We start from the raw sequence: 11,113 nt of genomic DNA, 5'->3' as shown, positions 1-11,113 counted from the left end.
CTGTTGATCTGCCAGACAGCCTCATGGGTTTAGGCCCTCTGATTTACTTTCAGGTATTGAAGAAATGCCGGCCACTTGAAAAGCTTACATCAATGTACACATGGCATTTCCTTCAGCGTACCGAACTGCTCGGCGACTACCAGAGGTGAGTGATTGGGCAACATAATACCGCCCGAGCCGACACGGATCGTGGAGGTCTTACCGGCGATATGCCCGATCAGCAAACTGGTAGCGGAACTGGCCACGCTCACCATATTATGATGTTCGGCGAACCAGTAACGCGTGTAGCCTAAAGCTTCCGCCTGTTGTGCATTCGCTACGCTATAATTAAAACTGTCCGCAATGGTATGTCCCTGGATGACCGTTGCCAGGTCGAGCACTGAATAGTTGATCGCTGCCATGCCGCAAAGTTAACAGGCCGCAGGCCGGCTTCTGTCAAATCAGTCCCATTTTAACGACAATCACTTAAATGCGACCTGAACTCCAGCGGAGACTGCCGGGTTCTATTTTTTGAACACCTATTGGCATCAACGACAATTCGCATCCTTAATACCGTCCCCGACCTGTACCGCCATCTCGGGGAATAAGCTACAGCGCGGGATAACCGAGCGTGCAACAGGCCGTCGGCTACCGAAGGTCCGTCTTTTCACTTGTCCACTTTCAAAATCATCATCATAAATTCATGAAACGCAAATAAATTAGCGTACCATAATTAATGAATGATGAAGACATTTGATATCATCCCTTTGATGCTGACGGCTTTAATTCTATTTTTTTTACCCCGTTATAGCCGGGCTCAAAACATACCGCTCGCAAATGCATTTTCACATAACGATTACCAACATAAACTACCGCTTTTTGAAGCGCTCAATAACGGTTATACCTATATTGAAGCCGATGTATATGTGCACAAGAACCGCCTGGTAGTTACGCATGTTCTTCCGCTTATTCATCACCGGCGCACGTTAGAAGGTTTATACCTTGCCCCTCTGGCCAAATATATCAGCGGCAACAAGGGGCAAATCTATCCAGGCTATAATCAACCGATTACCCTGATGATTGACATCAAGTCTGATCCGGTGAAAACCTATCAGTTGCTGAAACCCTTGCTGGAGGAATATCATACAGCGCTTAACGGACAAGTGAGCATTGTGCTTTCCGGAAATAAACCATACGGCCAGGTAATTGCCGATACCGACAAATTGGTAACGCTTGATGCCGATTTATGTAAAATTAACCGCACCGCGGCCGACGATAAGCTGCTGGCCATGGCCAGCTGTAAATATTCTAAACTTTTAAAGTGGAAAGGAACAGGCGCCCTATCACTAAAAGATAGCCTGAAGCTGACGACTTACGTTAGACAAGCGCATTTATGCGGCGCCAAAGTGCGTTTATGGCATTCGCCAGACAGCCCTTTGGTATGGCATCAATTATTACAATGCGGGGTAGATCTGATTACTACTGATAAATTATCCAGACTGCGCGAGTTTTTGACCACCATCAATTCCGGCAGTCAGTTAAAACCCGAAGTAAATAACAATAATTAATCTGCAGCGGGCGGACCGGTCAATGACAGATTTCGGCGTTTTATCGGACTTGTGAATAATTTAAATCGTAAATGCCTATCTTTAAGCCACCTAACTCTTCCATCATGAAAAAGTTCACCGCTTTGTTCGCTGCCTTGTTTGCTGTGTGTTTCTGGACCGGACCTTCGTTGGCGCTGGATAACGCCCAGGTACCGAAAACGGTGCTGCCTGACCCCTCGCCCGGTACGGAACCGGCCACAGTTGTCCTGCCGCAAGTACTGGCCATCAAGCCGGTTTATTCGGTAGTTTCCCAGGAGCAGACGGCCCGGGAAGACAACCTGTCGATCAATAACAGCACCCAGTCGGTCGCGGTCTATCCGGGCAATATCATCCGGTTCACGATCAGCAATCCCATGGCTTTTCTAAACACCCGTCCGGCTGATAACAGCAAAGTAGTGCTTTATGTAAACGGTGTGGAGATGAAAGGCATTGTGTCCGACTGGATGAGCCAGATCACCCGGCTGCAGATCAATGCCGGCCAGTTACCGGCCTTGGGGAATACTGCGGATATCTTTATTGCTTTGCGGCGGAATGACAGCACGCGGAATGCCTGGCAGTTCTTTTACAGCAATACCGGCCACTTCTATGATAACTTTACCAACCTGAATGCTTCCATCGGCTGGCAGGGCATGTCGGAGCTGCAGAAAGTACCCGGCACGCCGCGGGTGACCATCATCTATTACCGGATCTGGGTGTTTGTCTGCTGGATGCTGCTTTTTGTGATCGTGCTGGGGCTTTTCGTTTATATCTGCGTCTTTACCGATGCGCTGAAGGACGGCGGCCGCGGCGGCGCGTACAGCCTGTCCTTAAGCCAGCTGATGTTCTGGACAACACTGGTGATCGGGGCTTTTATCTATACCCTGGTGCTGACGGATATCGTGACCACTTTTAATACGTCTATCCTGCTGCTCCTGGGCGTCAGCGCGGGTACCACCGGCCTGGCTTATGTGATCGACAGTAATTTCGCGAAGAACAACCCGGGAGCGCCGCAAAAGCAGCATGCCACCTTCTTAAAAGACATCCTCACGGACGGGAACGGCTACAGCGTGCAGCGCATCCAGGCCTTTGCCTGGAACCTGGTGCTCGGTATGTATTTCATCATCTATACGATCGATAACAAGAGCATGCCGGAATTCTCTTCCACGATTCTCTTTTTAGCGGGGATCAGTTCGGCCTCTTACCTGGGCGCCAAGGGGCCGGAGAATACAAATGCTGCGCGCCCTGTAGCTGCGGCGGGCAGCCCGGCTACCCCTTCCCCTGCTCCTGCGGTCCAGGCTTCAGCATAAATCCCGGAGCCTCCCTGAATTTCTTCCAGTCGGTCTTGCACTGATCATAGGTTTCCTGTATAGCCTGCTGCCCTTCCGACGGCAGCGCGGCAAAACCGTTGCCGGTTGTATAAATGAGCTGTTCCAGGTATTCCACCAGGTTATAGCACATGGTGGCCTGCCCGGTGATGATCAGTTTATCCAGCATGTCGCTGACCACATCCTGGTCGGTAAACCAAAGCGTGGTGCCGAAACCGGCCGCTTCCTCGCTGATCTTTTGAAGTTCAGGTCCGATGACCTCCTGGTAGGTTCCGGTAAGCACGCTGTGTTCCGCCACATTGGGGTCCGGCCCGCCGTCCTGCTCAAGCCGCTCGCGGCTGTTCACAAAATCTTCTTCGGTCAGCTGTTTGATCAGGTTGCCGATCCGGCGGTAATCAAATGCAGGATTATGATAAAGGATATTGTAGTTGAGCCGGCGTACGACTTTCAGAAAGACGTTCATAAGCAGGTCCACCAGCGACACCAGCCGGTTCAGTACCAAGGGCTCTATCCGGTGGAGGGACAGGTCTTCTACATGCAGGTGGGCGAGTTTATCGCGGTAGAAGCCCGGTATCTTTTGCGTCAGCCGATCAAAGGTCCAGGATAAAGCAGCGCGCAGCCTTTTGACGGCCAGCACCTTGCCGATCCACAAGATTAGTGCAGCGGCCGCAAAGCCCAGCGACAGGCCATTGCCGAAATTAAGCCTGTACTGCGTAAATACGGGGATGATCAAACCGAGCAGGACAATACTCAGCAGCACATAGCTTGCCCGGTTGCTGACCGAAGCGGATCTGGCGGCCAAGTCTTTGAGCGTCCATTTGTAAAAACCGGTTTTCGCAGCCTCGGGCACCGGCTGGTAGGCTTCCATATAGGGTGAGGCGACATCAGAAACGATGATGAGATCGAAATAGGGCTCTGCGTCATTCTTGCGGTAGTTCAGGATCGAGCTGATGCCCTGATTATCATATATGCCGCCATCCATCAGGCCGGTGGGCTTGTTCGCTGCCGCCAGTGCTTTAAGCCTTGGAGCCTGCTCATGAACAAAATCCTGGGGCCAGAGGATGGGCTCGAAACCGCCCGGGAAACAGGATGAGGCGGCCATCACATCGCCCAGTCTGGTTTCCGCCGCGGTCGCCGCATCTACCTTCAGGTAAAAATTACCGCAATAACCGGCTCCTTTATTACGGAAACGGAAATCGACGGCATTGGTAAATTCGGTGGTATTGAAGACAGCGGCTTCCAGGTGGGTTTGGCTGAGGTCCAGGTCGGCGATCGTGGCGTGCCGGGTCAGGTGTTCATCATACTGCAGGGCGAAGGCGTTGATCAGGTTTTTGCTTTTGGCGGCATTGGTCCAGACCGCATCCGGGTTCAGCTGGCTGATGCCGGCTTTGACCAGGTCGAGTTGCTTGAGCTGGCTGATCAGGAAGTTGAAGATCGTTTCGAATTCATCCTTATGGGCTTTGCCCAGGGCATAGACGATCCCGGTGATGGTCCCGCCGGATACGGTGGAAATCATTTTTACATTTTCCAGCAGGGGCTTGCCCCTGTACTGCAGCCGGTTCAGGTAGGACATGGCGCCGAGGTGGTAGCTGGCGGCGCGGTAACCGCCGCCGGAACAGCTGAGGGCGATTCGTTCGAGTGGATGCGATGAAATTTGGGTACGGCTCATATGCAAAAGGTTTTAATGCAGGACGATGGTGGGGTCAAAACCCAGTTTTTTGACCAGCACGCTGAAATCCACGATACGCTGCGGGAGTTTGGCGCGGTTTTCGGTGGGTTGGTTGGGCAGCCAGTAACACAGCCTAACAGGCTGGTGGGTGGACAGGTCTTTATAACAGATGATCTTGTAATAAGCTTCGGGCATGGTGACCGCGAGCGCTCCCTGGCTGTAGATGTGCTGTGCGCCGCTGGTGCCGCACCAGATCTGCACGCGGTCGGTCACAGCCTGCCCTTTGAAGCCGGTCAGTTTGCGGCAGAGTTCTTCGGTGGCCAGTTCGGTGCCGATGTTCTGTCCCTGGAATTCCATACCGGCATTAAAGGTGTAGGTATCCGACAGGATGGCGGCATCCAGGCACCAGGCCAGCAGGATCCACGCCTGGCAATGACCTTTGGCGATCATGTCGGTTGATTCTTTATTGGCGACCCGGTAGATCATCGTCTCGTCGGGCTGTCCGTAACCGGAACTCCAGGCGGCGGGTATCCCGGTGCGGGGGATGTTCAGCGCTTCCTGCGCCAGCCGGTGTTCCCGGGTATAGACATAAAAGGTCACGACAGGGCGGTGCGCCGCGGTATCCGCAATGGATTTGAAATAGGGATTCTCCCACAGTTTGCAGGCTGCGCAAAGCGGCGAGCTGACCGACGGGTATTTCTGCTGGAGCGCACGGACATAGGTCACGTCCAGGGCCGGGTTCTGTGCGGCGGTGAGTTCCGGCAACAGGAAACCGCCGAGGATAATGAACAGGATTCGGATCTTGGTCATGGTGATTGATTTTCAGGTTTGTATAAATCAGGGGACCTTAGCGCCTGGTCGATTAAGCCCCGGTGGCAAACTGCACGTGCATCGGGTCCGGCGTCTTGAAATGCCGGCCATCGCTAAAGCCATGCTTTTGCCAGATCGCGTACCACCAGTCCGGCAGGGTTTTGGTCAGCGGCTTTTTATGCGGGTTATGTAACGGGTCCCAGTCGATCGCAATCCCGTAACTGTGTAAAGACAGCTTGGTATGGTCCCCGGAACTTGGCCGGAAATTAAAACAGCCGGCGGTAATGTCCAGGCGGTACTGGTGCAACCAGGCACGGACATCGTCGTCACCCGGGTTTTTGAGTTGTCCTGCGACATAGGCCCAGATCTCGTTCATGACCGTGGTGAATACCGGTGCCAGCAGCACATGCATCTGTAAACCCGGATAAGGGGTCAGTGAACCACTGTCGCCCTGGTAGTATAGTTTCCAGCCGGCAGGCGGTTTGACAAGCTGGATATGCGCGTGTACCCAAGCTTTATTTTCGGAACCATCGGGATTGGCGGGGTTGCCGAACAAGGCATTGATTTCTTGATAACCGTTTGGGGTGTTCATCGGATCAGGTATAGGGTTTAACAAATTGTGAATAAACGATTTGTAAGCTAATTTAAGCAATACGCCATACAAAACCTATCGGAAAAACACCCTTTTTTTAATAATTTCCGCCAAAGTACATTGGGCCGGCCGGCGCAGCTCAAACATTGCGGTAGTTGTAGTGCATAGCATTTCTCCGGCTTATTAGTGTTCTGATAGTTATTAATGATATGCAGGTATACCATTACTGAAACCTCCCCTGTCAAAAAACAGGTAAAAGGTTTTATTTATCTCTCCTATTTTTTACTTTTTGAGGACCACGATAACCAATTTTTGTTAGTCGCTTAACCCGAACTCACGTTAATTTATTATTATATTTAGGGTACCAATACTTTACCATGAAAAAATGTTTTATTTTATTGATTGTGGTTGCGTGTACTGTTCCGTTGGGTTGCTCGAAATCAGGGTCCGGCAACAAGGACATTCTGACCATGGGCACACTTAAAATAAAACTTGTCAGCGGCGATGGGCAAACGGACACGATAGGTGATCCTTTGACGAATCCAATAGCTGTACAGGTTACTGCGAATGGTGTTCCGTTAGCCGGCTATTCAATTGAATTCAAAGGATCTGGCTGCAACCTCGGTAACACGGTACCGGATATCAGTCGCAAAGACGGAATGGCTTATTATACATGGTCGCTTTCGGGCAATGTGGGACAACAGATCTTAACCGCTTATGTGCTTAATTCAGATTATCAAAAAGTAGATTCGGTTAAAATCAAAGCTACTGCTATTGCCGGGGCAGCGGGCTGGCACAATGGAGGCTGTACAATACAAACAGGGCTAAGCCCTGCCAGCTTTTGTAAGTTAAGCACAGGAAGGTTATTTACCTGTTTCGCAGGAGGCAAGGCTTCACTAGGATATTCAGACGATAATGGCGCAAACTGGAACGCTGTCGTGCCGTTGGGAAACAGTCACCAGATCAACTACGTTGTGTCGAGCGCTGCGGATGAAGTTTATGCATTAACAACCGATGGCGTATTTTACTCAAAGGATGCCGGTCAGAACTGGACGAACTCAGGTGCCAGTCCTTTTGATGCCGCCACCATAAATGCTGCAGCTGCAACACATGGCGGAAAACTGGTGGTGACGACCAGCGAACCAGCAGCTGCATTTGTTTCCGGTGACAAAGGTAAAACCTGGACCACCACGACAAAGGCTGCTTTCCCCGCAGCCCAGCCCATCGAGCCCTATTTTGACTGCCCGTCAGAGGACAAGGAAGGAAACATATATGTAACAGACGCCTATAACATGAACCTTTTTAAATCGGGGGACGCCGGCATCACGTGGTACGCTGTGCCTATAGGCGGAAGCGTTACTCCCGGTATATTTTATTCTTTTTACATTGGCCCGAACAATAATTTTTTTGTCTGTTCCATCTTTCATACCAACGGAATATATATTTCAGAGGATGAAGGAACGGGCTATACTGGTTATATGATTGGTGGTCAAAAGTATGGCAATATGAGTGTACAGGGTGATGGAAGGTTTTATTTTGAAGATGACAGCAATGGCCTTTATATGCTTAATAACTATAACAATAGCACATTGGTATTCCCGTTTAAGGGCACAGGGCTGCAGCCTTATATTGTTGCAAAAAATGGCAATTTGATCGTAGCCAACTGGGGAAAACCTTATATCAGGTATTATAGTAAATGATTGGGGGGATGGCCGCAGCGCATTGGCTAACGACAAGAATCTAATTTACGGCTACAAAAGCAGCGTAGTTTCAGGGAACAACACTTTCTAATTAAATCCGTCAAGCTTCAGGCCGGGTTAACGCACGTTGAGGCCGTTTTTCATTCTTATCAACTGAAGGCCTGCTACTATTCGTTATACTGCAAAGCAGCAACGTAAGCTGGGATAAGCTATGGAAATAACCGCGGACACCACTATTCCGAGGATAAAACCGCTTCCGTGCCCTTCGAAACCATCACAAACACCACGCTTTCAAGCCCCACTCAGGCGCTACTCAAAAAAATAAATTAACTCAGCGCGACTAATCCCAAACTTCCTCCCATGTGTCAATCGCAGGGTACATGGAAACTTGTATTGCACATCGTTTTTCATAAAAACATCCTAACAACCTCATTTAAAACAGGCTTCGATAATAGCAAAAAAACTTCAGTATCATCTTGAAGTTTATCAGCATGTCATTATCACCTTGCTTTGTATCAATAAACGGCAGTAACCTGCTCAAAACAAATATTAAAGCAATAACAACATGGAGCATCTATTGAACAACACTACCTGGAAACAATACCTATACGCCGCTCTTGCAGCAGCGGTCTTTTATTACGCCTTTATCGCCTGGAAATATTACCGTCATGAGATCAGGCAACTGATCGCCAGGCTGCGTGCCAAAGCCGACGCTCCGGAAGAGCGGCCTGCTGTATTGCAATACCCGTCAGAACAGATTGAGCCGGAACAGGTTAATCCAGCGGTCATCTCGTCCGAAGAAGCCTACAGCCAGAAGCTGCCCTTCAGCGGAACTGCGAGCGACCTCGCCCGGCAACTCCGGCAGTGCATCTATGACGCCGCTGAGGGACCCTTCGCACCACAGCTGCTCATCCCCGCACTCCGGAAAATACTCCATGATTACTCTGATGTCGCTGCGACAACCGACCGCGAAAAGATCAACGCCCTTGTCGTCAGCGAATGTGACAATACCGGCACGGCGCTGCTGAGTGAAGGTGAAGTGGATCAGTGGTGGAACGCTTAGCCCGCCGTGCCGTTCCCCGGCCCCGCAACCCGCGGGGCCAATAAAGGGGAAACCAAAGCCCAAAAAAATAAGCTGCCCCGGCCCCGTGCTGTAGCGCCATGACCGCAAAGGAATGAGTTAGGGCTGCAGCTTTTTCCCGCTCCTCCCGGAAACCACCGGGAGCGGGTATGGGGAATCCCTGCTCAAAAAGGAGGAAAGCTGAAAGCAAAAAGGTGAAAGCGCCAAGCCGGAACCGACATCAATAACAACAAAACGATAGTGAAATGGAAAAGTGCAAGAGAAAATCGTGGAGCAGCCCCCTCCCAAAAACCGCCCTGTGCGTGGTATTGATCACCCTGACTTATTTAACTACCAAAGCCCAGGACGGCAACGCCGGCATCCAGGAGGCCAACACCCAGGTCAGGAGTTATTTTGAAAGCGGCACCAACCTGATGTACGGCATCGGGGCCATCGTCGGCCTGATCGGTGCGGTCAAAGTCTACCAGAAGTGGAACAGCGGGGACCAGGATACCTCCAAAGTCGCTGCAGCCTGGTTCGGCTCCTGCATTTTTTTGGTCGTCGTGGCCACCATCATCAAATCATTCTTCGGCCTGTAAGCCCCACCCAACCCTGCCCGGAAGGGAGGGCTTTAAAAACAAGCAAATGAAAACATTACTCATCGGCAAGCTGCATAACTATATGGTGCAGCACCATACCGATCTGCTCATCGCTTTGCAGGAAGACCACCGGCTGAACCATTACCTCAGCACCAAGATCGATTCCATCAGCGGACTGATCGAAGAGCTGCAACGGGACAACCGCCCGGCCTATGTCATCGAAGCGCTTTGCCTCGAAGAACTTACCCGAGACCTGCGCCCTTCCCGCTTCAGTTGGATGCGCGAGCTGCTGGAGGAAGAATTTCCGGAGGACTGCCAGCGGCTTAACCGCAGCGGCATCCTGACCTACGAGCTTATCAACCTCATTGGTGCCTGCGAGCCCATTTTCGAAATCTTCGGTTTCGGAGAAGAACACCAAGATCACCGCGGCCTGCGCGCCGCCATCACCGGCCTGATCGCCGAATACCTCGAAAACCAGCAAACCGAAAATTGAACCGGCATGTCGTTTAACCCATTCCATAAACTACGCGATAACATCGAAGCAATCCGCACCGCGCTGGCCTACCAGCCAGGCGATATGTTATCCACGTTTATCAAAGCGCCCTGGCGATCCGCACCAAAGTTTACGAAAAAAGAACATACCATGAACAACAGCATCTATACCATTAATAAAGGCATCAACAAAAGCATCGAGTTCCACGGCCTGCGGGCGCAATACATCTGGTATTTCGCCGGGCTGGCGCTCACTTTGATGATCCTGTTCGCTGTTCTGTATATCATCGGCGCCGGCACCATCATCTGCCTCGCCGTTTGCGGACCGGCAGCGCTATTCGGCGCTATGAAAATATTTGCCTTAAGCCGCAGGTACGGCGAACACGGCCTGATGAAGGCCATGGCCCGCAAACGCGTACCCCGCGTTCTGAAATCTTACGGCCGCCGCTTTTTCCAGCAATTAACCCATAAAGAGAACCTGTTATGAGCAAGTTAAGAGAACCCGTTATTTACAGCTTCGACCATACCAGCTTTGTTGTAGACATCGACAAGCAGGTGCTCCGTCAAACGGATAAGCCCGAAAACGAGATATCCTTCATCAGGGATTTGACCGATTTCGGTGATCATTATCTGCTCGCCTGGAACGAAAATACCAAACAAGTCACCACCGATCCGGATGAAGCAGCAGCTTATATCATTCCACAGCTTGTCCAGCTTGACCCGCAGGGCATGTCTGAAAAATACAGCATCCCGGTCGAAAAGCTGCAATCCATGAGCGACTTCGAAGTCATCGTTGACCGGACAGCACTGGCGAGCCGCAAACAAAACATCCTCCCGCAGATCGACATCGCCGGAGAAAACTTCGTCGTCAACCTGCGCATGCATGAACTCCGCCACGCGCAGCACTTCTTCCCGGTGATCAGCCTGAAATCTTTTGAACTGACCAATGACGGCTGGAATTACGAGGCTTTTTATGAGCCGCTGATGAAACAGGTGGTGGAGATCGACCCCAAACTGCTCGAATTCCCGCCAGGCGTGATCAAGATCAAACTGCCCAACGAGATCGGGCTCGACCCGGTAGGTGCTGCACAGATCTACGGCATGGACGAACGGGAAGTGCTACGACGCTATCCGATCCAAAAAGAGCTGAAAGCCGAAGTCATCCCGCTGGCCGAAACGGAAATTCCGCGGCTGATCCGGCAAAACAAGGAACAACTGCAGCGTGACCACCAGGAAAACATGCAAAAGATCGGGCCGCGCAACCGCCACCGCTTTTAAAACCCCACCCAACCCTCCCCAAA

Annotated in this window: 12 protein-coding genes; 8 read left to right on the top strand and 4 right to left on the bottom strand. The window is 51.3% G+C overall.

Annotation, left to right across the window (positions count from 1 at the left end):
- Positions 1-89: 89 nt before the first annotated feature.
- Positions 90-401 carry an LLM class flavin-dependent oxidoreductase gene (locus FHW88_RS27440; RefSeq protein WP_255485463.1) on the bottom strand — a complete coding sequence of 104 codons (312 nt, stop codon included), beginning with the start codon at positions 399-401 and terminating at the stop codon, positions 90-92.
- Between the two features lie 318 nt (positions 402-719).
- Between FHW88_RS27440 and FHW88_RS27435 the strand changes: the two genes are divergently transcribed.
- Both FHW88_RS27435 and FHW88_RS27430 read left to right on the top strand, forming a co-directional pair.
- The gene (locus tag FHW88_RS27435) at positions 720-1,547 is read left to right on the top strand and encodes a glycerophosphodiester phosphodiesterase family protein (RefSeq protein WP_176628748.1); all 828 of its coding nucleotides are present in this window, start codon (positions 720-722) and stop codon (positions 1,545-1,547) included.
- 104 nt (positions 1,548-1,651) lie between these two features.
- Complete coding sequence (locus tag FHW88_RS27430) at positions 1,652-2,872, top strand: hypothetical protein (protein ID WP_176628747.1); 1,221 nt, start codon at positions 1,652-1,654, stop codon at positions 2,870-2,872.
- Here the strand turns inward: FHW88_RS27430 and FHW88_RS27425 are convergent.
- Genes FHW88_RS27425 through FHW88_RS27415 form a run of 3 tightly spaced genes read right to left on the bottom strand, consistent with a single transcriptional unit; the run spans position 2,832 to position 5,961 of the window.
- Positions 2,832-4,559, bottom strand: a complete 1,728-nt coding sequence (locus FHW88_RS27425; RefSeq protein ID WP_176628746.1) for a patatin-like phospholipase family protein — start codon at positions 4,557-4,559, stop codon at positions 2,832-2,834. The genes FHW88_RS27430 and FHW88_RS27425 overlap by 41 nt on opposite strands.
- A 12-nt stretch (positions 4,560-4,571) precedes the next feature.
- Complete coding sequence (locus tag FHW88_RS27420) at positions 4,572-5,369, bottom strand: DNA/RNA non-specific endonuclease (protein WP_176628745.1); 798 nt, start codon at positions 5,367-5,369, stop codon at positions 4,572-4,574.
- A gap of 52 nt (positions 5,370-5,421) precedes the next feature.
- On the bottom strand, positions 5,422-5,961 hold the full coding sequence (locus FHW88_RS27415; RefSeq protein ID WP_176628744.1) for a M15 family metallopeptidase: 540 nt from the start codon (positions 5,959-5,961) through the stop codon (positions 5,422-5,424).
- Positions 5,962-6,338: 377 nt separating this feature from the next.
- On the opposite strand from FHW88_RS27415, the gene FHW88_RS27410 reads away from it, so the two are divergent.
- From FHW88_RS27410 to FHW88_RS27385, 6 genes are all read left to right on the top strand, one after another.
- A complete protein-coding gene (locus tag FHW88_RS27410) occupies positions 6,339-7,661 on the top strand; it encodes a WD40/YVTN/BNR-like repeat-containing protein (RefSeq protein WP_176628743.1) in 1,323 nt (440 codons plus the stop codon).
- Between the two features lie 565 nt (positions 7,662-8,226).
- Positions 8,227-8,724 (top strand): hypothetical protein, encoded by a 498-nt coding sequence (locus FHW88_RS27405; protein WP_176628742.1) that lies wholly within the window; start codon positions 8,227-8,229, stop codon positions 8,722-8,724.
- 263 nt (positions 8,725-8,987) lie between these two features.
- Positions 8,988-9,320, top strand: a complete 333-nt coding sequence (locus FHW88_RS27400; RefSeq protein ID WP_176628741.1) for a DUF4134 domain-containing protein — start codon at positions 8,988-8,990, stop codon at positions 9,318-9,320.
- A 46-nt stretch (positions 9,321-9,366) separates the two neighbouring features.
- Positions 9,367-9,813 carry a DUF1896 family protein gene (locus tag FHW88_RS27395; RefSeq protein WP_176628740.1) on the top strand — a complete coding sequence of 149 codons (447 nt, stop codon included), beginning with the start codon at positions 9,367-9,369 and terminating at the stop codon, positions 9,811-9,813.
- Between the two features lie 6 nt (positions 9,814-9,819).
- Positions 9,820-10,299 carry a DUF4133 domain-containing protein gene (locus FHW88_RS27390; RefSeq protein WP_255485462.1) on the top strand — a complete coding sequence of 160 codons (480 nt, stop codon included), beginning with the start codon at positions 9,820-9,822 and terminating at the stop codon, positions 10,297-10,299.
- Positions 10,296-11,090: a hypothetical protein gene (locus FHW88_RS27385; RefSeq protein WP_176628739.1), complete on the top strand. Its 795-nt coding sequence runs from the start codon at positions 10,296-10,298 to the stop codon at positions 11,088-11,090. Before FHW88_RS27390 ends, FHW88_RS27385 begins: the two co-directional genes overlap by 4 nt.
- Positions 11,091-11,113: the final 23 nt, after the last annotated feature.

This window comes from Mucilaginibacter sp. SG538B, from assembly GCF_013376065.1.
In the GTDB taxonomy this organism is placed as follows: Bacteria; Bacteroidota; Bacteroidia; order Sphingobacteriales; family Sphingobacteriaceae; genus Mucilaginibacter; species Mucilaginibacter rubeus.
Note: the sequence above shows the minus strand (reverse complement) of the source record. Positions and strands in the feature narration are given on the sequence as shown.

Excerpts from the sequence above, each read along its gene's own strand:
- FHW88_RS27400 (WP_176628741.1), top strand. The coding sequence starts at position 8,988 with ATGGAAAAGTGCAAGAGAAAATCGTGGAGCAGCCCCCTCCCAAAAACC.
- FHW88_RS27430 (WP_176628747.1), top strand. The coding sequence starts at position 1,652 with ATGAAAAAGTTCACCGCTTTGTTCGCTGCCTTGTTTGCTGTGTGTTTC.
- FHW88_RS27410 (WP_176628743.1), top strand. The coding sequence starts at position 6,339 with ATGAAAAAATGTTTTATTTTATTGATTGTGGTTGCGTGTACTGTTCCG.
- FHW88_RS27415 (WP_176628744.1), bottom strand. The coding sequence starts at position 5,961 with ATGAACACCCCAAACGGTTATCAAGAAATCAATGCCTTGTTCGGCAAC.
- FHW88_RS27440 (WP_255485463.1), bottom strand. The coding sequence starts at position 401 with ATGGCAGCGATCAACTATTCAGTGCTCGACCTGGCAACGGTCATCCAG.
- FHW88_RS27420 (WP_176628745.1), bottom strand. The coding sequence starts at position 5,369 with ATGACCAAGATCCGAATCCTGTTCATTATCCTCGGCGGTTTCCTGTTG.
- FHW88_RS27405 (WP_176628742.1), top strand. The coding sequence starts at position 8,227 with ATGGAGCATCTATTGAACAACACTACCTGGAAACAATACCTATACGCC.
- FHW88_RS27425 (WP_176628746.1), bottom strand. The coding sequence starts at position 4,559 with ATGAGCCGTACCCAAATTTCATCGCATCCACTCGAACGAATCGCCCTC.
- FHW88_RS27385 (WP_176628739.1), top strand. The coding sequence starts at position 10,296 with ATGAGCAAGTTAAGAGAACCCGTTATTTACAGCTTCGACCATACCAGC.
- FHW88_RS27435 (WP_176628748.1), top strand. The coding sequence starts at position 720 with ATGATGAAGACATTTGATATCATCCCTTTGATGCTGACGGCTTTAATT.
- FHW88_RS27395 (WP_176628740.1), top strand. The coding sequence starts at position 9,367 with ATGAAAACATTACTCATCGGCAAGCTGCATAACTATATGGTGCAGCAC.
- FHW88_RS27390 (WP_255485462.1), top strand. The coding sequence starts at position 9,820 with ATGTCGTTTAACCCATTCCATAAACTACGCGATAACATCGAAGCAATC.